Source organism: Gemmatimonadaceae bacterium, from assembly GCA_020851035.1.
Classification (GTDB): Bacteria; Gemmatimonadota; Gemmatimonadetes; order Gemmatimonadales; family Gemmatimonadaceae; genus JACMLX01.
This window is the reverse complement of record JADZDM010000005.1, coordinates 430,497-454,942: the sequence shown is the minus strand read 5'-3', so window position 1 is coordinate 454,942 and position 24,446 is coordinate 430,497. Positions and strand designations below refer to the sequence as shown.

21 protein-coding genes are annotated in these 24,446 nt (G+C 70.7%); 17 read left to right on the top strand and 4 right to left on the bottom strand.

Translation table 11 applies throughout. The annotated features are described in order from the left end of the window. Positions 1 to 3 precede the first annotated feature (3 nt). Entirely contained in the window at positions 4 to 1,308 is a 1,305-nt protein-coding gene (locus IT355_05785; GenBank protein ID MCC7052758.1) for an alpha-hydroxy-acid oxidizing protein, read from the bottom strand. 397 nt (positions 1,309 to 1,705) lie between these two features. Here IT355_05785 and IT355_05780 point away from each other — a divergent pair, with 397 nt between their 5' ends. Genes IT355_05780 through IT355_05750 form a run of 7 tightly spaced genes read left to right on the top strand, consistent with a single transcriptional unit; the run spans position 1,706 to position 9,540 of the window. Further along, the gene (locus tag IT355_05780; protein ID MCC7052757.1) at positions 1,706 to 4,060 is read left to right on the top strand and encodes a bifunctional salicylyl-CoA 5-hydroxylase/oxidoreductase; all 2,355 of its coding nucleotides are present in this window, start codon (positions 1,706 to 1,708) and stop codon (positions 4,058 to 4,060) included. Beyond that, positions 4,057 to 4,845: an SDR family oxidoreductase gene (locus IT355_05775; GenBank protein MCC7052756.1), complete on the top strand. Its 789-nt coding sequence runs from the start codon at positions 4,057 to 4,059 to the stop codon at positions 4,843 to 4,845. Before IT355_05780 ends, IT355_05775 begins: the two co-directional genes overlap by 4 nt. Further along, on the top strand, positions 4,842 to 5,420 hold the full coding sequence (locus IT355_05770) for a MarR family transcriptional regulator (GenBank protein ID MCC7052755.1): 579 nt from the start codon (positions 4,842 to 4,844) through the stop codon (positions 5,418 to 5,420). The genes IT355_05775 and IT355_05770 overlap by 4 nt, the downstream gene beginning before the upstream one ends. Continuing rightward, complete coding sequence (locus IT355_05765) at positions 5,417 to 6,280, top strand: enoyl-CoA hydratase family protein (GenBank protein ID MCC7052754.1); 864 nt, start codon at positions 5,417 to 5,419, stop codon at positions 6,278 to 6,280. The genes IT355_05770 and IT355_05765 overlap by 4 nt, the downstream gene beginning before the upstream one ends. A 25-nt stretch (positions 6,281 to 6,305) precedes the next feature. After that, positions 6,306 to 7,487: an acyl-CoA dehydrogenase family protein gene (locus IT355_05760; protein ID MCC7052753.1), complete on the top strand. Its 1,182-nt coding sequence runs from the start codon at positions 6,306 to 6,308 to the stop codon at positions 7,485 to 7,487. 3 nt (positions 7,488 to 7,490) lie between these two features. Continuing rightward, on the top strand, positions 7,491 to 9,098 hold the full coding sequence (locus tag IT355_05755; GenBank protein ID MCC7052752.1) for a benzoate-CoA ligase family protein: 1,608 nt from the start codon (positions 7,491 to 7,493) through the stop codon (positions 9,096 to 9,098). Between the two features lie 34 nt (positions 9,099 to 9,132). Continuing rightward, positions 9,133 to 9,540 carry a RidA family protein gene (locus IT355_05750; protein ID MCC7052751.1) on the top strand — a complete coding sequence of 136 codons (408 nt, stop codon included), beginning with the start codon at positions 9,133 to 9,135 and terminating at the stop codon, positions 9,538 to 9,540. On the opposite strand, the gene IT355_05745 is transcribed toward IT355_05750, so the two are convergent. Further along, a complete protein-coding gene (locus IT355_05745) occupies positions 9,515 to 10,825 on the bottom strand; it encodes an amidohydrolase family protein (GenBank protein ID MCC7052750.1) in 1,311 nt (436 codons plus the stop codon). The genes IT355_05750 and IT355_05745 overlap by 26 nt on opposite strands. A gap of 183 nt (positions 10,826 to 11,008) precedes the next feature. Here IT355_05745 and IT355_05740 point away from each other — a divergent pair, with 183 nt between their 5' ends. The 6 genes from IT355_05740 (at position 11,009) to IT355_05715 (ending at position 17,972) form a co-directional block, all read left to right on the top strand. Further along, on the top strand, positions 11,009 to 11,779 hold the full coding sequence (locus IT355_05740) for a hypothetical protein (GenBank protein ID MCC7052749.1): 771 nt from the start codon (positions 11,009 to 11,011) through the stop codon (positions 11,777 to 11,779). 112 nt (positions 11,780 to 11,891) lie between these two features. Next, positions 11,892 to 12,248 (top strand): YciI family protein, encoded by a 357-nt coding sequence (locus tag IT355_05735; protein MCC7052748.1) that lies wholly within the window; start codon positions 11,892 to 11,894, stop codon positions 12,246 to 12,248. A gap of 4 nt (positions 12,249 to 12,252) precedes the next feature. Then, on the top strand, positions 12,253 to 13,512 hold the full coding sequence (locus IT355_05730) for an RNA polymerase sigma factor (protein MCC7052747.1): 1,260 nt from the start codon (positions 12,253 to 12,255) through the stop codon (positions 13,510 to 13,512). A 104-nt stretch (positions 13,513 to 13,616) separates the two neighbouring features. After that, positions 13,617 to 15,578: a glycoside hydrolase family 3 C-terminal domain-containing protein gene (locus IT355_05725; protein ID MCC7052746.1), complete on the top strand. Its 1,962-nt coding sequence runs from the start codon at positions 13,617 to 13,619 to the stop codon at positions 15,576 to 15,578. A 74-nt stretch (positions 15,579 to 15,652) separates the two neighbouring features. Next, positions 15,653 to 16,075, top strand: coding sequence for a PaaI family thioesterase (locus IT355_05720; protein ID MCC7052745.1), 423 nt, complete (start codon positions 15,653 to 15,655; stop codon positions 16,073 to 16,075). A gap of 100 nt (positions 16,076 to 16,175) precedes the next feature. Next, positions 16,176 to 17,972, top strand: a complete 1,797-nt coding sequence (locus IT355_05715) for an ABC transporter permease (protein MCC7052744.1) — start codon at positions 16,176 to 16,178, stop codon at positions 17,970 to 17,972. Between the two features lie 15 nt (positions 17,973 to 17,987). On the opposite strand, the gene IT355_05710 is transcribed toward IT355_05715, so the two are convergent. After that, positions 17,988 to 18,137 (bottom strand): hypothetical protein, encoded by a 150-nt coding sequence (locus IT355_05710; protein ID MCC7052743.1) that lies wholly within the window; start codon positions 18,135 to 18,137, stop codon positions 17,988 to 17,990. A 305-nt stretch (positions 18,138 to 18,442) separates the two neighbouring features. Between IT355_05710 and IT355_05705 the strand changes: the two genes are divergently transcribed. Genes IT355_05705 through IT355_05690 form a run of 4 tightly spaced genes read left to right on the top strand, consistent with a single transcriptional unit; the run spans position 18,443 to position 23,893 of the window. Beyond that, positions 18,443 to 19,960, top strand: a complete 1,518-nt coding sequence (locus IT355_05705; protein ID MCC7052742.1) for a hypothetical protein — start codon at positions 18,443 to 18,445, stop codon at positions 19,958 to 19,960. Further along, positions 19,954 to 20,463 carry a hypothetical protein gene (locus IT355_05700; GenBank protein MCC7052741.1) on the top strand — a complete coding sequence of 170 codons (510 nt, stop codon included), beginning with the start codon at positions 19,954 to 19,956 and terminating at the stop codon, positions 20,461 to 20,463. The genes IT355_05705 and IT355_05700 overlap by 7 nt, the downstream gene beginning before the upstream one ends. Continuing rightward, a complete protein-coding gene (locus IT355_05695) occupies positions 20,454 to 23,384 on the top strand; it encodes a serine/threonine protein kinase (GenBank protein ID MCC7052740.1) in 2,931 nt (976 codons plus the stop codon). Before IT355_05700 ends, IT355_05695 begins: the two co-directional genes overlap by 10 nt. 44 nt (positions 23,385 to 23,428) lie before the next feature. Continuing rightward, entirely contained in the window at positions 23,429 to 23,893 is a 465-nt protein-coding gene (locus tag IT355_05690; GenBank protein MCC7052739.1) for a hypothetical protein, read from the top strand. 66 nt (positions 23,894 to 23,959) lie between these two features. On the opposite strand, the gene IT355_05685 is transcribed toward IT355_05690, so the two are convergent. After that, positions 23,960 to 24,412 carry a hypothetical protein gene (locus tag IT355_05685; protein ID MCC7052738.1) on the bottom strand — a complete coding sequence of 151 codons (453 nt, stop codon included), beginning with the start codon at positions 24,410 to 24,412 and terminating at the stop codon, positions 23,960 to 23,962. Positions 24,413 to 24,446: the final 34 nt, after the last annotated feature.

Sequence of the window (24,446 nt, the reverse complement as noted above, 5' to 3'; positions counted from 1 at the left end):
ATGCTACCGCTCCACCACGTGCGCCCGCGTGATCTTCGCGATCGTCGGCGCGCCGCACTGCGCCATCACCAGCTCCGTCTCCTTGCGCAGGAGCGTCAGCACCATTTCAACGCCTTCCTGCCCGAACGCGCCCAGCCCCCAGATGTAGGGCCGGCCGATGCCCACCGCCGTCGCACCGAGTGCGAGCGCGGTGAAGGCATCGGTGCCGCGGCGTATGCCGCCGTCGAGGATGACCGGGATCTTCCCCTGCGTGCCCTCCAGCACCTCGGGCAGCGAGGCGACGGTGGCGCGATGCGAGTTCTCCGCGCGACCGCCATGGTTGGAGCAGAACAGGCCGCGGATGCCCTGCGCGACCGCCAGCTCCGCGTCTTCCTTCGTGACGATGCCCTTGAGCAACACCGGGAGTGATGTGGTGTCCTGCAGCCGCTTCACCCAGTCCCAGGTCGGCGTGCCGACTTCCGGCTCGCGTGGCACTGCGGGATAACCGTTGAGCATCGGCACGCGCGGCTGGCCGGAGGCCGCGACCTGGCCATTGAGCCCCGGCACCGGTGGCCCGCCCTTGTGGCAGGTGAGGCAGTTCCGCGGGTCCCGTCGTGCGGACCGGATCATCGTTTCGCGATTGCTGCCGGCGAGCAGGTCCACCGTGAACACCACCGCCGACGCGCCCTCCCGCTCGGCGCGCTGCAGCATCTGCTTCGTGCGGGCCCAGTCGCCGAAGTTGTTGTAGAGCTGGTACCAGACTGGCGCGCCGCGGGCGGCGACCACGTCGGCGATGGAGGTGGTACTGACGGTGGAAAGCACCTGCAGGTGGTTCGTCGCCTTCGCCGCGCGCGCCACGGCCAGCTCGCCCTCGGGGTGGAAGCCGCGCTGGTAGCCCACCGGGTTGATGACGATGGGCGAGGGGAAGGCGGCACCGAGGAGCGAGACCGATGCGTCCACGTGGCTGGAATCCACCAGGCGCCTCGGGCGCAGCGCCCACTTCGCGAAACCGTCGCGGTTGGCCTGGATGGTGGCGTCGTCGTCCACGCCGCCGGCCATGTAGCCCCAATGCGCGATGGGGATGCGCGATTTCGCGACCGGCTCGAAGTCGAAGACGTCGAGGGCCTCGGCGGCGGAGCGGATGAGGGGCACCACGTCGGCCACCGCCGTCTCGTCGAGCAGGCGGGTCGCGAAGCCCATGGCGTTGCTGCCGGGTGCCGCGCCGCCGGCGGCGCGGGCGAGCCGGTCCCGGGCGTCGGCGACGAAGAGCGGGCTCGCGGCGAGGAAGGCCAGGAAGCGGCGGCGGGCGATGGGGTCGGTGGGGGGCATGGTGGCGCTCGCCGGGGTGGGGAGAGGGAGCTCGACGCTCCTATCGTACGTCCGGGGCGGCGGAGGTCGAGAGGGGACTGCGCCACGGCTTGCGTCCTGGCCGCCGCTCGTCGAGGTCACCGTCCGCTTGAACGGCACCGTGCGCCCGCGTGATGGAAACCGTGCACGATGGGGCAAAGTCGCTCGCGGTTCGTGTTCTCCGCCCCCTGCAGGCGCGGTGACTCTGAGTCCGCCGTCCCCCACTGACTCAGACCCCTTTGGGGAACTTGACTCAGACCCCTTCGGGATCGGGGAACCTGACTCAGACCCCTTCGGGATCCCTCGATATCCGCTCAATTCCCTTGACATCTAAAGCATCTCCCCCCACTCTCCCCTCGCCACTCCCCCCGGAGCCTGAATGAAGATCGTGTGCGTGGGCGGCGGTCCCGCCGGACTCTACTTCGCCCTGCTCATGAAGCAGGCCGACCCCACCCACGACATCACCGTCGTCGAACGCAACAAGCCGTACGACACCTTCGGCTGGGGCGTCGTGTTCTCCGACGCCACCCTCGAGAACATGCGCCGCTGCGACCCGCAGACCGCCGCCACCATCGAGTCCGCGTTCACCCACTGGGACGACATCGAGCTCGACTTCAAGGGCCGCACCATCCGCTCCGGCGGCCACGGCTTCGTCGGCATCGGGCGCCGCAAGCTCCTCAACATCCTCCAGGACCGCTGCCAGGAACTGGGTGTCACCCTGCAGTTCGAGGCCGAAGTCGACTCCGACACCGACTTCCCGGACGCCGACCTGGTCGTCGCCGCCGATGGCATCAACTCGAAGATCCGCACGAAGTACGCGGACATCTTCCGCCCCGACATCGTCACCCGCCCCAACCGCTACATCTGGCTCGGCACCACGAAACGCTGGGACGCCTTCAACTTCACCTTCGAGAAGACCGAACACGGCTGGTTCCAGGCCCACATCTACAAGTTCGACGACCAGACCAGCACCTTCATCGTCGAGACGCCCGAGCACGTGTGGAAGGCCCACGGCCTCGACACCGCCGACAGCGACGCCTCCGTCGCCTTCTGCGAACAGCTCTTCGCCCGCACCCTGGACGGCCATCGCCTGATGACCAACGCCCGCCACCTGCGCGGGTCGGCATGGCTCAACTTCCAGCGCGTGACGTGCGAACACTGGCACCACTTCAACGGGCGCAGCCACGTGGTGCTGATGGGCGACGCGGTGCATACGGCGCACTTCGCCATCGGCTCGGGCACCAAGCTCGCCATCGAGGATGCCATCGAGCTGGCACGCCAGTTCACGCGCATCGGCGCCACCCGTGCGCACATCCCCGCCGTGCTCGCGGAGTACCAGCGCATGCGAGCCGTGGACGTGCTGCGCCTGCAGAACGCCGCCTGGAACGCAATGGAGTGGTTCGAGTTCGTCGGCGAACGCTACGCCGACACGCTGCCACCCGAGCAGTTCATGTACTCGCTGCTCACCCGCTCGCAGCGCATCTCGCACGAGAACCTGCGCCTTCGCGACACGGCCTGGCTCGAAGGGTTCGAGCGCTGGTTCGCCACCCGCGCCGGCCTCCACATCGCCGAGGGCGCCACGCCGCCGCCGCCGATGTTCACGCCGTACACGGTCCGCAGCGTCACACTGAAGAACCGCGTGGTCGTCTCGCCGATGGCGCAGTACTCAGCCACGGACGGCGTGCCCGGTGACTACCACCTGGTGCACCTCGGCGCACGCGCCATGGGCGGCGCCGCACTGGTGATGGCGGAGATGACCTGCGTCAGCCCCGATGCACGCATCACGCCGGGCTGCCCCGGGCTCTGGAACACGGGCCAGCGCGACGCATGGGCGCGCATCGCGAACTGGATCCACACCAGCACCGACGCGAAGTTCGGCATCCAGCTCGGCCACGCGGGCGCCAAGGGATCCACCCGCGTGATGTGGGACGGCATCGACCAGCCACTGGCCGACGGCAACTGGCCGCTCATCTCGGCATCGCCGCAGCAGTACCTCGAGGGCATCAGCCAGGTGTCGCGCGCGATGACGCGCGCCGACATGGACGCCGTGACCGCGCAGTTCGCACGGGCCGCGCAGTGGGCGGCCGAGGCGGGGGTGGACTGGCTGGAGCTGCACTGCGCGCACGGATACCTGCTCTCGTCGTTCATCTCGCCGCTCACCAACTCCCGCTCCGACGAGTACGGCGGGGCGCTGGAGAACCGGCTGCGCTTCCCGCTCGAGGTCTTCGCCGCCGTGCGCGCCGCGTGGCCGGCCGAGCTCCCGATGTCGGTGCGCATCTCGGCCCACGACTGGGTGCCGGGTGGCATCACGCCCGATGATGCGATCGCGATCGCACGGGCCTTCAGGGCCGCCGGCGCCGACATGATCGACTGCTCGTCAGGACAGGTCAGCAAGCGCGAGCGCCCGGTGTACGGCCGCATGTTCCAGACGCCGTTCAGCGACCGCATCCGCAACGAGGGTGGCATCGCCACCATCGCCGTCGGTGCGATCAGCGAGGCCGATCACGTGAACAGCATCATCGCCGCCGGCCGCGCTGACCTGTGCGCCGTGGCACGTCCGCACCTCGCCAACCCGGCGTGGACGCTCACCGAGGCGGCGAAGATCGGCTACACACCCATCGCGTGGCCGAAGCAGTACCGCAGTGGCAAGCCACAGATGGAGTCACTCTTCGCGCGGGAGAAGGCCGCACTGGCGGCACTCACCGCACCCGCAGTGACCCGGGAGCCCGCATGACCGACGCCGCACGCGGCACCTTGCCGCTGGCCGGCCGGCATGCCGTGATCACGGGTGCCGGCCACGGCATCGGTGCCGCCATCGCACGCGTGCTCGCCGCCGACGGCGCCTCGCTCACACTGCTGGGCCGGCGCCGGGAGCCGTTGATGGCGCTGGCCGACTCGCTCGACGCCCGCACCACCATCGTCACCGCCGACGTGAGCGACGCCGAGGCCGTGCGCCGCGCGTTCGATGCTGCGCGGGCCGAGCGCGGGCCGGTGACGATCCTCGTGAACAACGCCGGCCAGGCCGAAAGCGCACCGTTCAGGCGCACCACCCAGGAGTTGTGGGACCGGATGCTGGCCGTGAACCTCACGGGCACCTTTCACTGCACGCAAACAGCGCTGCCCGACCTGGTCCGATCACCCGACGGACGGATCGTGAACATCGCCAGCACCGCCGGCCAGCGCGGCTACGCGTACGTGAGTGCCTACAGCGCGGCCAAGCATGGCGTGGTTGGCCTCACGCGCTCACTGGCGCTCGAACTGGCGAATACCGGCGTGACGGTGAACGCCGTCTGCCCCGGCTTCACCGAGACCGAGATGCTGCACGCCAGCCTGGCGACCATCGTGGCGCAGACCGGCCGCAGCGTGGAGTCGGCGCGTGCCGAGCTCACGAAGACGAATCCGCAGGGTCGCCTCGTGCAGCCGGCGGAGGTGGCCGCGGCGGTGCAGTGGCTCTGCTCCGCGGCAGCGCGCTCGGTCACGGGCCAGTGCATCTCCATCGCCGGCGGGGAGGTCATGTGACCACCTCCCGCCGCGTCACGCACGCACCGAGCCTCGGCCACGAGTCGATCGGCCTGGAGGGGCGCGTGGTCCCGGATGACCACCAGTCGCTGAAGGTCTGGCTGCGCCTGCTCGCGTGCAGCACGCAGGTCGAGACGCTCGTCGCGCGTCGCCTGCGCCAGGAGGCCGGCATCACGCTCGCCCGCTTCGACCTCATGGCGCAACTGCATCGCCACCCGGAGGGCCTGCGCATGAGCGTCCTGTCGCGCTACCTGATGGTCACCGGCGGCAACGTCACGGGCCTCGCCGATCAGCTGGAGAAGGAAGGGCTCGTCGAGCGCACCACCGAGCCGGATGACCGTCGCTCGCTGCGCGTCACCCTCACCCGCAAGGGGCGACGCCTGTTCGAGAAGCTCGCCGCCACCCACGAGGCCTGGATCGTCACGCTGTTCGCCGGCATGGGTGCCTCCGACATGCGCGACCTGTACGACCTGCTCGGCCGGCTGCGCCTGCAGCTCGCCACCGCCACCACCCCCGCCGTTTCCCGTCCCGCCGCCAGGCCGCGCCGCCCGCGACGCACCGGAGCCACGACATGAGCACGCCGAAGCTGCCCCCGCTCGACGCCGGCCTCGCCGCCGGCACGTCACGCCCGCTGGCCCGCTACCAGGCCACGCACGTCCTGTGGGAGGTGCGCGACCGCGTCGGCGTGATCACGCTCAATCGCCCCGAACGCCGGAACCCGCTCACCTTCGAGTCGTACGCCGAGCTGCGCGACCTGTTCGAGGCCCTGCGGCACGCGCCCGACGTGACGGCGGTGCTGCTGCAGGGCGCCGGCGGCCATTTCTGCTCGGGCGGCGACGTGCACGAGATCATCGGCCCGCTCATCGGACGCACAGCGCCGGAGCTGCTGCGGTTCACGCGCATGACCGGCGCGCTGGTGAAGGCGATGCGGGCCTGCCCGCAACCGATCGTGGCCGCAGTGGATGGCACCTGCGCTGGCGCGGGCGCGATCCTCGCCATGGCGTCGGACCTGCGCATCGGCACGTCGCGCAGCAGGACGGCCTTCCTGTTCAACCGCGTCGGCCTGGCCGGCTGTGACATGGGCGCATGTGCGATGCTGCCGCGCATCATCGGGCAGGGCCGCGCCAGCGAGCTCCTGTTCACCGGCCGATCGATGCCCGGCGACGAGGCGCTGCAGTGGGGCTTCTTCAACCGCCTCGCCGAGCCTGACGCGCTGCACGACACCGCCATGCAGCTCGCACGCGACATCGCGCATGGCCCGACCTTCGCCAACGGCGTCACCAAGGCGATGCTCCACCAGGAGTGGTCGATGGGGCTGGACGATGCCATCGAGGCCGAGGCGCAGGCGCAGGCGCTGTGCATGACGACGGCCGACTTCGGGCGGGCGTACACCGCGTTCGTGGCGAAGCAGCGCCCCGTGTTCGAGGGCAACTGACGATGTGCACGCCGGAGCCCCGCCCATGAGTGACACGCGCCACCTGGACTGGCCATTCCTCGAGCCACACCACCGGACGCTGGCCGCCGGGCTCGAGGCGTGGTGCACTGCGCACCTCGCACACGCGTCACACGCGTCACACGCTGACGTGGATGCCGCCTGCCGCACCCACGTGCGCAACCTGGGCTTCGGCGGCTGGCTGGCGCACGCCGTCGCCGGCACGTCGCACGGCGGCGCCGCCGACCACATCGACACCCGCGCCATCTGCCTGATCCGCGAGACCCTCGCGCGCCACGACGGCCTGGCCGACTTCGCCTTCGCCATGCAGGGACTGGGCAGCGGCGCGATCAGCGTGCACGGCACGCCGGCGCAGCGCGCACACTACCTGCCGCGGGTGGCCAGCGGTGAGCTGATTGCCGCCTTCGCGCTCTCCGAGCCCGATGCCGGCAGCGACGTGGCTGCCATGGCCTGCGCCGCGCAGGTCGAGGGCGACACCGTGGTCCTCGACGGCACCAAGACCTGGATCAGCAACGGCGGCATCGCCGACTTCTACGTGGTCTTCGCACGCACCGGCGAGGCGGCGGGCTCGCGCGGCATCTCGGCGTTCATCGTCGATGCGGGCACGCCCGGCCTCACCATCGCCGGGCGCATCGACGTGATCGCACCGCACCCGCTGGCCACGCTGCAGTTCACTGGCTGCCGCATCCCGCTCAGCGCGCGACTGGGCGCGACGGGTGAGGGATTCAAGGTGGCGATGCGCACGCTGGACATCTTCCGCACCTCGGTGGCCGCGGCCGCGCTCGGCTTCGCGCGCCGCGCGCTGGACGTGGCGCTGGCGCACAGCCGGCAGCGCAGGATGTTCGGCGGCGTGCTGGCCGACCTGCAGCTCACCCAGGCGAAGCTGGCCCAGATGGCCACCACCATCGACAGCGCCGCCCTCCTCACCTATCGCGCCGCCTGGCTGCGTGACCGCGGCGAGACCGTCACCCGCGAAGCCGCGATGGCGAAGATGGTCGCCACCGAGGGCGCACAGCACGTGATCGACGACGCCGTGCAGCTCCTCGGCGGGCTGGGCGTGACCACCGGCAACCCGGTGGAGCAGCTCTACCGCGAGATCCGCTCGCTGCGCATCTACGAGGGGGCCACCGAAGTGCAGCAGCTCATCATCGCCCGTGACCTGCTGCGCGCGGCAGCGGAGGGCCGCTGAGCCATGCCCGGCGCACACATCGACACCTTCGCCCGCGACAACCTGCCGCCCGTGGCGCAGCAACCGGAGTTCCTGTTCCCGCTGCCGTCGCTGCAGTTCCCGGCCCAGCTCAACTGCGCGACCGAGATCCTCGACCGCCACCTCGTCGAGGGCCGCGGGCATCGCCCGTGCCTGCACTGCAACGGCATCACCTGGACCTACGCCGACCTGCAGCACCAGGCGAACCGCATCGCGAACGTGCTGGTGCACGACATGGGGCTGGTGCCCGGCAACCGCGTGCTGCTGCGGGCACCGAACAACCTGATGATGGTGGCGAGCTGGTTCGCCGTCATGAAGGCCGGCGGCATCGCCGTCGCGACCATGCCGCTCCTGCGTGCGGTGGAGCTGCAGAAGGTCATCGACAAGGCTCAGGTCTCGCACGCCCTCTGCGACGTGGCGCTGGCCGGCGAGCTGGACCTGGCGCTGCTGCAGTCGCCGCAGCGCGTGGCCGTGAAGCACTTCAACACCCGGTCGGAAGGATCGCTGGACGTGGCGATGGAGTCGGCGCACCCGACCTTCACGAACGTCGACACTGCCAGCGACGAGACCTGCATCATCGCCTTCACCTCCGGCACCACCGGGCAGCCGAAGGGCACGATGCACTTCCACCGTGACGTGATGGCGATCTGCGCCTGCTGGCCGCCACACGTGCTGCGCCCGCGAGCGGACGACGTCTTCATCGGCAGCCCGCCGCTCGCCTTCACCTTCGGGCTGGGCGGGCTGGTGCTCTTCCCGATGATGGTGGGTGCCTCCGCCGTGCTGGTGGAACGCCCGTCGCCGCAGGCGCTGCTGGACGGGATCACCACACACGGCGCCACCACGCTCTTCACCGCCCCCACCACCTATCGCGGTCTGGCGGCACACGGTGCCATGCTGCGCACCTCCGCGCTCCGCCAGTGCGTGTCGGCTGGAGAGGTGCTGCCGGCCTCCACCCGCACGCTCTGGCGCGAGGCCACCGGCATCGAGCTGATCGACGGCATCGGTGCCACCGAGATGCTGCACATCTTCATCTCGGCCGACGAGGCCAGCGCGCGTCCCGGTGCCACCGGGCGTCCCGTGCCCGGCTACGTCGCGACGCTGCTCGACGACGTGGGGAACGAGGTGCCGCAGGGCACGGTGGGCCGGCTGGCGGTGAAGGGCCCCACCGGCTGCCGCTACCTGGCCGACGAGCGCCAGCGCGCCTACGTGGTGAACGGCTGGAACGTCACCGGCGACGCCTACGTGATGGATGCCGACGGCTACTTCCACTACCAGTCGCGCACCGACGACATGATCATCTCGTCGGGCTACAACATTGCCGCACCGGAGGTGGAGGAGGCCCTGCTGCACCACGCCGCCGTCGCCGAGTGCGCCGTGATCGGCGTGCCCGACGATGAGCGCGGCCAGATCGTGAAGGCGTTCGTGGTGCCGAAGGCCGGCCATGACGCCACGCCGGCGCTGGTGCGTGAGCTGCAGGAGCACGTGAAGCAGTCCATCGCGCCGTACAAGTACCCGCGGGCCATCGAGTTCCGCGAGACGCTGCCCCGCACCGAGACCGGCAAGCTGCAGCGGTTCCGCCTGCGCGAACCGTGACCGTGACCCGCACTCACACCTTGCACGGAGACTCCTGATGCGCGTCCTGCTCCCGGCCGGATGGCCACGCCCGCGCGGCTATGCCAACGGCGTGGTCGCACGCGGACACCTGGTGTTCGTGGCCGGCATGGTCGGCTGGAACCCCGACGGCACATTTCCCAGTGACACGCTCGTCGGCCAGGCGCGCCTCGCCCTGCAGAACGTGGTGGCGGTGCTGGCCGAGGCGGGCGCCAAGCCGGAGCACATCGTGCGGATGACGTGGTATGTGCTGGACAAGCAGGCCTATCTCGCCGCTGGCGCGGAACTCGGCGCGGTGTTCCGCGAGGTCATCGGCAGCTACAACTTGGCCATGTCGGCGGTGCAGGTGTGCGCACTGATGGAGGATCGCGCGCTGGTGGAGATCGAGGTGACGGCGGTCATTCCTGACCACGTCGTGCCGTGACGGGCGCCGACTTCACCACCACCCCACCTTTCATCACGAAGGACACGCGTGCCAGCAATGACACGTCGGTGAGCGGGTTGCCCTGCACCGCCACCAGGTCCGCCACCTTGCCGGCGGCCACGCTCCCGTAGTCCTGCTCCACCCCCAGCAGCGTCGCCGCGTTCATCGTGCCGATGGTGATGGCATCCATCGGCGTGGCGCCGAGGATGTCCACCATGTACTTGAACTCCTCGCCGTTGCGGCCGTGGATGTCGCTCGTGGCGTCGGTGCCCAGCGCGAACTTCACCCCCGACTGGTAGGCGCGGCGCAGGCGCGTGCGCCGCTCGACGGCGATCGCCCGCGCCTTCGCGATCGAGTTCGCCGGCACCCCTTTCGTCTCGCCATCCCGCACGATCTCCTCGAGGATGATGAGTGTGGGCACGAGGTACGTGCCGCGCGCCTTCATCGCCGCGATCGCGGCATCGTCCACCAGGCTGCCGTGCTCGATGCTCGCGGCCCCCGCGTTCACCGCCGCCAGCAGGCCGGCCCCGCCATGCGCATGCGCCATCACGCGGCGGCCCAGTCGCGTCGCTTCCGCCACCAGCGCCGCCATCTCGTCGTCACCGAACTGCGGGGCGTTCACCGCATCACCCACTGACAGGATGCCGCCGGTGGCCACGAACTTGATCTGATCGGCACCGTACTTGACGTTCAGCCGCACCTGCCGACGGATGGCATCCGGGCCGTCCACGATCGCCCCCGTGCCGGGGATCGCGATGTTCGGGCTCCAGCCATTCACGTCGGCGTGCCCGCCGGTGCTGCCCAGCGACGGCCCCGAGGCGTGGATGCGCGGACCGGGAATCAGCCCGCGGGTGATCGCATCACGCACCGCGATGTCCACGTAGTCCGTGCTGCCGGCCTCCCGCACGGTGGTGAACCCGGCCTCGAGGGTCTTGCGTGCGTTGATCACGGCATAGATGGCGCCATGGGCCGCCGTCTCCTTCAGCACCGAGAGGTCACCGCCGTCGTTGTCGATCGACGTGAGGTGCGTGTGCATGTCGAAGAAGCCGGGCATCAGCGTCGCGCCCGGCATGTCCAGCACGCGCGCGCCCGCCGGCACCCGCACCGTGGCCACCGGCCCCACCGCGGTGATCCGCTCACCGGTGATCACCACCACCGGCTGCTCCACCTGCGTGCCGTCACCGACGATCAGGCGCGCGGCACGGATCGCGGTCACGACCGGCGCCTGCGCCGCCAGCGTCTGGGTGGTGGCCAGGACGGCCAGGAACAGCTGCGTGACACGCATGCACGACACTCCGATGGATGGGGGGAGCCAGCACCTCAACTGTAACGTGAACCGCCGCCCGTTGGTGGCGATGACGCAGGCCGGTTTCGCTTGCGCCATGCCGCGCGATCCGGAAAATTGCGCCGACACCCCCAGGCGGCCGTCACCGGCAGCGTTGCACCAGCCCCACCCACTCGGACCCCTGTGTCTCGACGCGCGCCGCGCTCACCCCACCATCACCACCTGCCCCTGGCAGCGCTGCTGATGGTCGTGCAGGCCATCGCCGGCTGCCGCGCCGCACCCGAGCACCTGAGCTACGACGACGACGGGGTCGCACACGACGTGCTCGCGCTCATCCCGTTCAACACGAAGTGGGCACAGGGGCGCATCCGCGACGCGGTGCTCTATCGCATCGAGCTCCGCACCGATGCGGCCGGCGAGCGCCCGCCCACCGACGTTCTCTACAGCTTCTATGCCCCGCGCCGCATCGCCGTCCTGACCGCCACCAGCGATCCCGAGGTGCCGTGGGCAGGCGCGGAGCCGCTCGAGCTCCCCGACGGCCGGCCGGTGCCAATGCCGCTCCCGCCCGTGAAGATCGACTTCCGTGAGGCCTGGCGACTCGCACGCGCCGCCGGCATCACCCGCGTCACCAGCGCCGTGCTGGAGGTCAACCAGCGCAACGCCATGCCGATCGTCGCCTGGAGCTTCACCGGGCAGATGGCCGACATCCGTGAGCGCGGCGTCTACCTCGATGCCCTCACCGGCGCACGACTCTACCCCCACACGCTCTTCGACCCACCCACCACCATCGGCCAGGTCGAGGCGGCGATCTCCACCTACCGGGGTGCCCTGCGCGGCGACGCCGCCCAGGACCCGCGCTGCCCGCCGCACGCCGTCGCGGTCCCATCCCGGCGCCCCGTCACCTGCTTCGACGCCGACCGCCGGACCTACACCGACTACAAGCGGCAGGGATGAGGGTCCCACCATCCCCCGGCAGGCCACCCCGCCGCCCATGTCGATCCGGGGACCGGCCAATCGACCATGGGTATCCCGCAGGTCGATCCACCAACCGCACAGGAGGTTCCCGATGAAGTACCTCTGCCTGATCTACGATGCCGACAGCGACATGGCCGCGATGTCGAAGGGCGAGAGCGACGCGTTCATGGGTGAGTACTTCGCCTTCACCACCGACCTGGCGAAGAGCGGAAGGATGCTCGCCGGCGAGGCACTGGAGCCGGCACACACCGCCACCACCCTGCGCCACCGCAACGGCACCCTCACCACCACCGATGGGCCCTTCGCTGAGACGAAGGAGCAGCTCGGTGGCTTCTACCTGGTCGAGGCCGCGGACCTGAACGAGGCGCTGCAGATCGCCGCGAAGATCCCGTCGGTGCGCACGGGCAGCATCGAGGTGCGCCCGGTCACCGTCTTCGACGGCATGTGAGGTGATGACGGAACGTGGCCACACGGACGGTGAGGTCACGCTCCGCACCCGCGTGGATGCGGTCTACCGCACCGAGTCACGTCGCGTGCTCGCCACGCTCATCCGCCTCCTCGGTGACTTCGACCGCGCCGAGGAGGCGATGCACGACGCATTCACGGTGGCACTCGAGCGGTGGCATCGCGACGGCGTGCCAGCCAACCCGCGGTCATGGCTCATCTCCACCGCCCGCTTCCGCGCCATCGACGCCGGCCGCCGACACGCGCGGCTCGAGCACGCGGCGCACGACGTGGCCGCGTCGCTGCACCCCGGCCCCAGCGACGCGGGGGACGACGACCCCGACGTCCGCGACGACCAGCTCCGCCTGGTCTTCACCTGCTGCCATCCGGCGCTCGCCGCCGATGCACAGGTCGCGCTCACCCTGCGCGAGGTCTGCGGCCTCACCACCGAGGAGATCGCTCGCGCATACCTCACCGCGCCATCCACCATCGCCCAGCGCATCGTGCGCGCGAAGCAGAAGATCCGCGTGGCACGCATCCCGTACCAGGTTCCGGACCTGCCCACGCTGCCGGAACGGCTGCACACGGTGCTGCAGGTGATCTACCTGGTCTTCAACGAAGGGTATTCCGCCAGCGCCGGCGCCGCCGTCACCCGCCATGACCTCTCCGCCGAGGCCATCCGCCTCGCGCGCCTGCTGCGCGGGCTGCTCCCCGAGCCCGAGGTGGAGGGGCTGCTGGCGCTGATGCTCCTGCACAGTTCGCGGCGCGTCTCACGCACCGGCGCCGATGGCGAGCTGGTGCTCCTCGAGGCACAGGACCGCACGCGCTGGGACCGCGCGATGATCATCGAGGGATCGACCCTCGTGCAGGGCGCCCTCCGTTCGCGCCGGTTCGGGCCGTACACGCTGCAGGCCGCGATCGCGGCCGTGCACGCCGAGGCGCCCACCGCCGCGGCCACCGACTGGCGGCAGGTGGTGGGGTTGTACGACGTGCTCCTGCGCGTGGAACACACGCCGGTGGTCGCCCTCAACCGAGCCGTGGCCATCGCGATGTGCGGCGACGTCCAGGCCGGGCTGGCGGCGATCGACGCGCTGCTGGCCGGCACCACCCTCGCCGGCTATCACCTCGCTCACGCCGCCCGCGCGGACCTCTGTCGCCGCTGCGGCCGGACGGACGACGCGCTCGCGTCGTACCGGATCGCGCTGGGCCTGGCGCGCCAGGACCCCGAGCGCCGCTTCCTCCAGCGCCGCATCGACGAGCTCTCCTGAGGCCCGCGGGCTCGCGCACGGCACGGGACACATAGTATTCGGCAGCGCTGTGGCCGTCCCGGTCGCCGGGACCCGCCGGTTCGTGCCGCCACCACCCCCCGCTCATGACCCTGTCGCGTTCATTCCTCAGCACCCTGCCGCTGCTGCTCGCCGCGCTGCCGCTGGCCGCCCAGCGCGGTGCCCAGCCCGAGGTGCGCTCCGCCGCCGGACCGATCCTCACCATCGACGGCCGCCGCTTCCGCGACCTCAATCGCAACGGCACCCTCGAGCCGTACGAAGACTGGCGCCTGCCCTCGGCCGCCCGCGCCGCGGACCTCGTCGGGCGCATGACGCTCGAGGAGAAGGCCGGCGCCGCGCTCCACGGCTCGGCCGCCGCCGCCGGCAACCCGATGGGCATGGGGCGCGAGTACGACACCACCGCCGTCGCCGCCGCGATCCTCGGCCGGCACGTCAACAGCATGATCACGCGCCTGTCGCTGCCACCGTCGGACTTCGCGGCGCAGAACAACGCGCTGCAGGCCATCGCCGAGCGCGACCGGCTCGGCATTCCACTGACGATCAGCACCGACCCGCGCAGCCATTTCCAGGTCGTGGTCGGTGCCACCGGCAGCACTGCCGGCTTCTCCCAGTGGCCGGAGACCCTCGGCCTCGGCGCGCTGGATGATCCGATGCTCGTGAAGCGTTTCGCGAGCATCGTGCGCGACGAATACCGCGCGGTCGGCATCCACATGGCACTCTCGCCGCAGGCCGACCTCGGCACCGAGCCGCGCTGGTCACGCATCACCGGCACCTTCGGCGAGTCGCCCGCGCGCGTCGGCGCCATGGTGACGGCGTACACCCAGGGCATGCAAGGCAGCACCACCGGCCTCGCCCGCAACGGTGTCGCCACCATCGTGAAGCACTGGGTGGGATACGGTGCCGCCGTGGACGGCTTCGACGGCCACAACTACTACGGCCGCTATTCCCGCTTCCCCGGCGACCGATTCCAGGATCACGTCACGCCGTTCCTCGGCGCGATCGCGTCGGGCGTGGTGGGCGTGATGCCGACGTACAACATCCTCGACGGGCTGAAGATCGACGGCACGCCGGTGGAGGCCGTCGGCGCCGGCTTCAACACCCAGCTCCTCGCCGGCCTGTTGCGCGGCACGCACCGGTTCCGCGGCATGGTGCTCTCCGACTGGGCCATCACGCAGGACTGCATCGACGCCTGCATCACCGGCCAGCCGCGCCAGGCGCCGCAGCAGATCGCGATGCCGTGGGGCGTCGAGTCGCTGACCAAGGGCCAGCGGTTCGCGAAGGGCATGAACGCCGGCATCGACCAGTTCGGCGGCGTGGACGATCCACAGCCGTTCCTCGATGCCGTGAAGGCCGGCCTGCTCACCGAGGAACGCCTCGCCGAGGCGGCGCGCCGCGTGATGGTCGTCAAGTTCGACCAGGGGCTGTTCGAGAACCCGTACGTGGACGCGGCAAAGGCCGCCACCATCGTCGGCTCGCCGGAGAAGATCCGCGAGGCGATGGCGGCGCAGTCGCGCGCACTGGTGGTGCTGCAGAACGCGCGCGGCGCGCAGATGCTCCCGCGCTCGGGCGCGAAGCTCTTCCTGCATGGCGTGGACACGGCCGTGGCCCGCGGGCGCGGCTACACGGTGGTGGGTCGTGCCGAGGACGCCGACGTGGCCGTGATCCGCGTGGCGGCCCCGTTCCAGCGGCTGCATCCCACCTTCTTCTTCGGCAGCTTCCAGCACGAGGGTGACCTGGACTTCAAGGAGTCCGACTCCACCTTCATGATGATCAAGGCCACCGCGGCGAAGGTGCCGGTGATCGTGGTCGTGTACCTCGACCGGCCTGCGATCCTCACCAACCTGCAGCCGCTGGCGAAGGTCCTCATCGGCGAGTTCGGCGTGAGCGACGTGGCGCTGTTCGAGGCACTCACCGGCCGGGTGCGTCCCGTGGGGCGCCTGCCGTTCGAGCTGCCACGGTCGATGGAGGCGGTGCAGGCCCAGAAGGGGGACGTGCCGTACGACAGCCCGTCGCCGCTGTACCCGTTCGGCTACCGCGCGAACCGCTGACGGCATCCGCTGTCCACGGCGCCGGTGGTCCGCTCACCGCCGGTGCCTTTCGTTCCCTCACCCCACCGCTCCCGATGGCCCTGCTGACCCTCGAACAACTGAACGCGCTGCAGGGCTGGAGCCGTGCGATGCACCTCGTCTACACCGCCGTCAGCGAGGACGAGGTGAAATGTGAGTTCGAGATCGCGGACCAGCACCTGCAGCCATTCGGCCTGGTGCACGGCGGGGTGCACTGCGGGGTGATCGAGACACTCACGTCGGTGGGGGCGCTGATGTACGCGCACCCCATGGGGATGCTGGCGGTGGGACTCGAGAATCACACCAGCTTCGTGCGCGCGACGAAGGCCGGCAAGCTGTTCGCCGAAGCGCGCCCCATCTCGCGCGGGCGCACGAACCAGTTGTGGGAAGCCTGGATCCGCGACGACAAGGGCCGCATCGTGGCGCAGGGGCGGGTGCGGCTCCAGAACGTCACCGACCGCGGTGACCCGGCGGTCTGACCACCGGGCGATGGTTGCACCGGCCCCTTGAAGCAAACCGTGGGCAGGGACAGTAATGTCCATCACGATCCCCACCCGCCTCCGCCCCGGCCCCCGATTCATGAGCGCCTCCGTCGCCCGCCGCAGCGCCGCCCTCCTCGCCCTCCGCTGGCACGCCGGCACCGGCACGCTGGTGGTACTCACGGCAGCGCTGACCCTCGCGGGCTCGGTGCCCGCGCTGCTGCTGCTGGGCGGCACCGCCGCCGCGCCCTCCCTCACGCTCGCCCTCGGCAGCACGCGCACCCTCCTCGCCGATTGGGGCGGCAGCGCCGTCGTCTGGCCGCAGCTGCAGCAGCTCGCGCTCGCGCAGCTCGTCGGCATCGTGCGCGGCGCTGTCCTCCTCACGTTGATGGTCGGCGCGGCCACGCTGGTCGCCCTCCATCTCGCGCGCACCGCCGCGCGCAGCGGCGAGGTGATCGTCGCGCGCTCGGTCGGCGCGTCGCGACGCCTGGTGCTCGGTGCCCTGTTCCTCGAGGCCGGCGCACTGGCGGGAATCGCACTCTTCGCCGGGATGATGCTCGCGCTGCTGGCCACGGCCGCACTGCGCGCCACCTGGCCCGGAAGCATCGCCGCCGCCGGTTCCGCGCAGGCCATCGCCACCACGCTCGGCGTCGCCGCACTGGTGCTGGTGTCACCGCTGCTGATGATCCGCGCCCTCGCCACCACCCGCCTCGTGGACGACGATCGCCGGCCGCTCACCCTCATCATCCCCGCCATCCAGCTCGGCGCGGCACTGGTGGTGGTGGCCGGCGGCGTGACGCTGCACCGGCTCGATGCGCAGCGCGGTCTCGCCACCACCACGCAGGCCGCAGCGGATCCCGCCACGGTGCTGCAGGACGTGCGCGCTGCGGACGGCGATGCACTGTCACGCGCGATGCGGTTCGCGACCTTCCTCGACGCGCAGCACGCCGCCGCGCCCGGCCTGCGCGTGGGCCTCGGCTCCAGTGGCACGCACCGCGGGTTCGGCACCACCGCGCTGGTGATGACCGACTGCGGCGAGTGTGCGTTGGGCGGCATGCCGGCGCGCTACCGCACCGATCCCGCGTCGCACCACGCAGTCAGCGGCGATTCGTTCGCCATCAGCGGGCTGCAGGTGCTGGCCGGCCGTGCCCTGAACGATGGTGATCGCTGGGACGCGCCGCTGGTGGCCGTCGTGAGCGCGACCCTCGCACGCGACATGTTCCAGGACGGACGCGCTGTCGGGCGCCGCATCCAGCTCAGGCGGCTCGGCGACACCTGGTTCACCGTCGTCGGCGTCGTCAGCGACGCCGACGCACAGGGGCTCGGCAGCGAGCTGGCTCCCAGGGCCGCGGTCTACGTCAGCATCCTGCAGCATCCCGTGCAGCAGGTCGAGGTCGCGACCGGCACCGCGCCAGTGTCACCTGACGCGCTGCGTGCACTCGGCACACCACTGGCCACCGCCAGCACGATCGCGGAACGGCTCGCCCCCGAGTCCCGCGCCATCCGCTGGTTCACCGTCGTGCTGCTCGGCGCGGGCGCACTCACGGCACTCATCGCCATCGGCGGGCTGGTGGCAATGCTGCGGCTCTGGCTCGACTCCCAACAGCGCGAACTCGGCGTGCGGCGTGCCGTCGGTGCGCGGCGCCGCGACATCCACGCCCTGGTCCTCTCGCGCGCCGCGCTCGTGGCACTGGGTGGCTCGCTGTTCGGCGCGTGGATGGGCCAGGTCGCGTGGGATGTGCTGCCGCGCGTGGTGCCCGGCGCACCCACCTTCGACACACCGGCGGTGATGATGAGCGCGGTCGCACTCTCGGCACTCACGATGTGCGTGGCGTTCCTGCTGTCACATCGCTTCACGCGCACGCCCGTCGGCACCCTGCTCATCGACGTCGGCTAGCGCCACGGCGCTCGCTCAGCGCCGCTGCTGCACCAGCGTTTCCAGCACTCCCGCCACCTCCCACGCGAACACCAGAGCGACGGCGGCACCACTCACCTGCAGCGCCGCCAGCGGCTGCAGCCATGCGCCGGCGCCCCACACCGCCACGCCGGTCCCAGCGAGCACCAGCGCGTAGGCCAGACGATCTCGAGCATGGTATCCGAGCTGCTGACCGCACGACGGCAGTGATCGAGCAGGAAGAGCGTGTCACTGGCTGAGACTCGAGCATTCGTGCGTCGGGTATCGTCCCGGGGGACGCGTGCTGGCGCACGAGCGGCGCAACTCCCATACTGGAGCGGCTGCATGAGCTCTGGCCAAGGCTCCAAGGGGCGGGTTCAGTCGTCGCGTCGGAGGAGTGCAGGTTGACCGTCAACACCTGGCGCGCCATGTCGCGAGCGTGTCTCGCCGCGATGCTCTCCGCGTGCACGCCCATGTCCGGCACAGCCCCAACGGGAGACGTGCTGGTCACCCTCATCGACCAGCGAACGGGCGGGCCCGCGGCCGGTGTCGCGGTCCAGCTCGGCTCAGCGGGGGGCGCGCTGCACGGTACGACCGACGCGGTCGGCAAGGTGCATTTCGAGCGTATCCTGGCGGGGCGCACCCTCCTCACCATCGCGGGGTGGCCGGGATGTCGAACGTCCTGGACTGTCGATGTCGCCCCGAACCGTGCCAATCGATTCGAGCTGCGTCTCTGCGCCGACGCCGTCGCGGCGAGCAACGCCGCCGATGAGCACGTGATCGCCATGCTGGACATCACCACGCAGGACGCGGCGGGCAGCGCGGCCTGTTCGGGTGATGTACTCGCGCAAGGCATCGGCATCGCCGAACTCGCCCAGAATGCGCTCCCGACCGGCCACTGCACTTCAGGCGTGGCAGTCTTCACGGCCAGGCATGCGATCGCCTACTCGCTGGACGCGTCGACGCTTCCCTGGACCGCGTCGTTTGGCGACGTCCACCACGTGACGCTGCCGCCGCTGCCACTGCGTGTTCCGGTCCGGGTCTTCGTTGCATCGACGGAGGAAGTGACCGCCATGGAGACCCAGCTCACGGCCGCACAACAGGCCTACGACCATAGTCACGCCGGTATCGAGTTCGTGGACAGTGAATCCGGCGGCGAGGTGCAGATGGAGGTGGCCACCGCCGAGCAGCTCGCGGTCATCGGGGGTGATTGTTCGTCGGTGGCGGAGATCCGACGTTCGCCCACGCTCTACGCCCCGGGGCGACTGAACGTCTACGCGGTGTTGGGTGACGATTCCCAGGAACAGGGCGTGACCTGCGCCGTCGAGCTGGCTCCGGAAATCATCCTGATGAAACCGGACGCCTCGGCCCACAACACGCTGGCGCACGAGATCGGACATGCACTGGGTCTGCTCCGCCCAGTGTTCGGCCATACCAATCCCCTGGCGGGCTTCACGAAGTCGAACATCATGCGATTCGCGGGGACACTCGAGCCCAACGCGTACTTCTCGATCGGACAGGTCACCCGGATGACCTTCGACGGCATCTCGTGGGTGAACCGACCCTCTGCCGCCGACGGATCGAGCCTGCGGAAGCGGCTCGCGCCGACGGGAGAGTCGCCGTTCACCACCGCCTGTGGCTGTCCCGAGACGGCGGCCACCGCCACCTGTCCCGCACTGAACAAGGACATTGCTCGATGGGCGCCGGTGGGCACCGGCAACGGGGCGCAGAGGGCCTGCGGTGTCGCCTCGATCTCGGTGACGACCCTCACGTGCAATGAGGCGACCGAGGCAACGGCGACGCTGAGTCCGATTGACGCCGCGGGGGAAGCGAAGTGGTACAGCGACGATCCGTCCAGGCTGACCGTGGTTCGCTCGAACTCGGACCTCCGCGGCGCGGTCCTCACCGGACACCTGAACGGGCCGGCACGCGTGCACGTCAGCGGCAGCGGATCGGCAGCGACCTTCCCCCTGCTCATCAGCGGATGCTGAACCCTCGCCGACGCCGCGTGCAGCGCTGGGCGGCACTCACGCTGCTGGCCCTGGCCCCGATCGGCTGCTCGGACAGGTTCGGCGTCACCGCAGGTGCCGCCCAGGCTGACTTCGACCCGCGCGTGCTCGCGTACCTCGAGTGCATCGAGTGCATCGATGGTGAGCGGGCAACCGTGGTCGGGATGGGAAGCGTGGCCGTCCCGGGGCTGCGCCGGGCCGTGCTCCAGGGTCCGGCACCGGCACGGATGGCGTTGCTCGACAGCACGCTGCGCACCCTGCGCAAGCGCATTGGCCGTTCGAGACTGCTGGAACCGGCCATCACCCAGCAGAAGGTGAGCTTCCGGACCCTGTACTTCCGCCGCGGCAGTGATGCCCTCGGGGCCATCGGCAGTGACTCCGCGATTGCCGCGCTGTGCCTGGCACGGCAGGTGGACGACGTGCCAGCCCGGCAACGGCGGTTCGCCGATTCGACGCTTGCCCGCATGGGCGCGTCGTGTCCGTAGCCGACACCCACGACGCGGCACCCGAGGCGTACGACGACGACGCAATCGTCGCAGCCGTCACCGAACGCCTGCAGGGTGAATACAGCTTCGAGGGTGAGGCCGGTCGCGGCGGCATGGCCACCGTGCTCCTCGCACGGCGGCGCAGTGATGGGCAGCGTGTGGCGCTCAAGATCCTGCGACGTGGCGTGGCGCAGGCGCTGGGCGCCCATCGCTTCCTGCGCGAGATCAGGATTGCCAGCGACATCCATGCCGCGACCCTGATGCCGCTCGTCGCGTCGGGCGAGGTCGACGGCTCGCTGTACTACGTGATGCCGTTCGCCGGCGGCGGGTCGCTGCGACAGCGCATCGAGACCGAGCGGCAACTCCCCATCGACGAAGCCATCCGCATTGCGCGCGCCATCGCGGCCGGCGCCGGCGCCCTCCATCAGCAGGGCTACATCCACCGCGACATCAAGCCGGAGAACATCCTGCTCGGTGAGCACGGCGAGGCCTGGCTGGCGGACTTCGGCATTGCACGCGCATTGCATTCCGCCGCGACCGACCTGCGCACCAGCACCGGCATCGTGCTCGGCACGCCGTCGTACATGAGCCCCGAGCAGGCCGGTGGCGAGGAGGTGGACGGACGGAGCGACCTCTATGCCATCGGGTGTGTGCTGTACGAGATGCTCGCCGGCACGCCACCGTTCCAGGGTGCGTCGACCATGGCGGTCATCGCGCGCCACATGAGCGAACCACCGCCGGCGTTGCAGGTCGTGCGTCCGGCCGTTGGTGACGCGCTCAATGCCGTCGTGCTCAAGGCGCTGGCCAAGACCGCGGCCGACCGCCACGCCCATGCGACGGCCTTCATCGCGGCCCTCGATGCCGTCGCGCGCGGCGATCCCACCGGACGCACACCGATGCGACGCCGGCGCAGCGTCCCGGTTCGCGCGGCGATGGGTGTCGCGACGGCGGGTGCCGTGGCACTCGGCGCGACGTGGTTCACGCAGCGCCCGCCAGCACTCGCCGACGATCGTGTGATGGTCTTCCCGTTCGTCGACTCCGATTCCGGGCACGGCGCCGAAGGGGAACAGCTCGCGATGCTGCTCGGGACGGCGCTCGAACGCACGGAGGCTACCACCTGGCTCGACGGTGCACCACTCCTCACGGCGCGGGAACGTGCCGAGCCGCAGGCCACGCCTGTCGGACGGCTGCGGGCCGTGGCGGCGCACGCGCGCGCCAGGTACTACATCGATGGCACGGTGGTGCACCGGAACGACTCTGTCACGGTCCAGGTGCGCCTCTCGGACGCCACCGATGGCTCGGTCGTCGAGCGCGCCACCGAATCGGCACCGGCGGGCAAGACCGCGAGCAACGGACTGGCGATCCGGGCGCTGGTTCGCGTGATGCCGGCACTCGTCGGCCTCAGCCGCGTCGTGAACATGGCCGACCTGTCGGGGCATGACCCCGTCGCCATCGACAGCTGGCTCCGCGGTGAACGTGAGTTCCGGCGGCGGCGCATGGAGCCCGCACTGCGGCTCCTGCAGCAGGCCGTGGCGGCCGATTCCACGCTCGCCCCCGCCGCGTTTCGTGCGGCGATCGCCGCCAACTGGACGGAGCGCGGCGACACCGCTCGCGCGCTGATACGCCTCGCCCTGCGGCAATCCGCCACGCTCGCGCCACGGCAGCGCCAGTTTGCCACGGCGCTCGAGCGGTACTTCGCCGGTCGCGCCGACGAGGCGATGACCAGCCTGCGACCACTCCTCGGCGGCGAGGGGGCCACCGCCGACGAATGGATGCTGGCCGGAGAGATCCAGCTGCACCTGTTGCCGACCGTCGGTGTCGACTCCCTCGCACGGCGCGCGATCCCGGCACCGACCGAGTGGCCGCACGAAGCGCTCGCCGAGGCGGCCTTCACCACTGCCGTCCGCCTCGACCCGGGATTCCTGCCTCCCGTCGCACACCTCGCTGAATTCGCCGCACGCCGCGGCGACACCGCAGCCTTCGCGCGGCATGCCACCAGGCTCCGTCTCGAGAGCGCGGACTCCGGCCTCGTGGTGCGCATGCGCGCCGTCGACCTGTGCCTGCGCCAGGGAACCGGCGCCAGCGGCTGGCGCGCCGACGTGGCCGGGAATGCGAGACTGGTCTTCGATGTGGGTTCGGCGCTCCGGGCCGGCACCGCCCCCGCCGCGCACCGCTGCGCCATCGCTGCCTACTCGGCGCTCCTGGCGTCACAGTCGCCGAAGGACGACGAATACTGGGGTTCCCTCGTCGCGCTCCACGGCATCCATGCCGCGCACGGCAACACCGAGCGCGCGCTGCGCGTCGTCGATACGGCCGTCGCGGCGGGGCTGGGCAGTGCGCTCGGCCTGTTCGTGCTCGATGCCGCGGCGGGATTGCCGGTCGGGGAGCGCGCCACGCCGTTCCTCCGCCAGCTCAGCGCCGCGATCGAGACCCGCGGCCCCGCATCCCTCTGGCTCCTCACGCTCGACGCGGCACGGCGCGCCGACACCGCACAGCTCGCGCGCATTCACGCGCGGGTACAGGCCAGGAGCCGCGCCGCCACCGCAGGTCGGCTCGACTCACTCGTCACCCGCATCGCCGCCGCCTACCTCGCCGTCGCCGTGCACGACACCACACGCGCGATCGACATGCTCGACGCGCTCACGCCGACGGCCGCCCCGGACGAGCTGGAACAATCGCTGTGGGAACCCCTCGCACCCGAGCGCCTGCTGCACGCCCGCCTGCTCCTGCGGCGAGGCCGCTACGCCGACGCCCATCGCGTCGCCTCCACCTTCGACCATCCGAACATCTATGTCCACCTGCTCTTCCTGCGCCCCAGCCTCGAGCTCCGCCTCGCCGCGGCCACCGCCCTCGCCGATCCCCGGCTCATCACACAGGCACAGGATCGGCTCGACGCGTTGCGCAGGATCGCCGCGCCATAGGTCGCGCGGCCAGACGCCTCATTCATTCCACGCCAGGAGAACCCGTGGCTGCAAAGAAGAAGTCCGCCGGAAAGGCGGCGAAGAAGTCCGTCAGGAAGGCAGCGAAGAAATCCGCCAGGAAGGCGGCACAGCGCGAGAAGAAGGGCAAGGGTGGTGGCAAGGGTGGCGGCAAGGGTGGCGGCAAGGGTGGCGGCAAGGGTGGTGGCAAGGGTGGCGGGAACGGCAGCGGCTGGAGCAAGAAGCGGCTCGCCGAGGGCATTATCGAGGTCCTCGGAGTGGGCTACCCCGACAGCACCTGCACGCTGCCGCGGGTCTGCCGCCACCTGAAGGATCTCAACGAGTGGTTCCTGTGGTTCGACGAGGACTACACGCGCCTGCGGGAAGCCGTCTGCAACGTGGAGCGAAAGGCCTGGAACACCGGCGGCGACGACCTCGACTCCCGCTTCTGCAGGAAGGGCGGGCCGGGCACGGAACCGCAGAAACCCAAGAAGCCACCCGTGTGGACGTGACGGAACGGGAGTCGGCGGTGGGCTGCGTGTCGCGCGAGGGAGCGCCGACACGCAGCGGCACCCACCTCAGCGCCGCCCCACCACCTGGATCGCCCCCGCCTGGTGCCCTGTGCCGAACAACGTCGTCGCATCGTTCGCACTCAGGTACCGGATCTCGCGGAACTGCGACAGCATGATCTCCTTCAGTGCATCCGCGCCGCCCAGCCGCTGGTTGTCGAGGTAGACCGAGAGCTCGTTGGACCCCACGTCCATGCTGCTCATCCCCGACCCGCTGCTCATCGAACCGGAGCGCACCCGCAGCATCGCCGGCCGCAGCCGCTGCACGACCTCCATCGCGTTCTGGAACGTGCCCCCCGCCGCGATCTCCTCCTCGGTGATGAGGTTCGCACGCCCCTTCGGCGGCTTCTTCGCAGCCGGCGCCGCAGCGGCAGCCGTGTCCTGTGCACGAAGGTCGGTCGGGGCGATGGCAAGCAGCGGAACGACGGCGCAGGTCACGGCAAGCAGGCGAAGGCGGCGCATCTGGGGCTCCCGGATCGGTGGCGGCGACGGAACG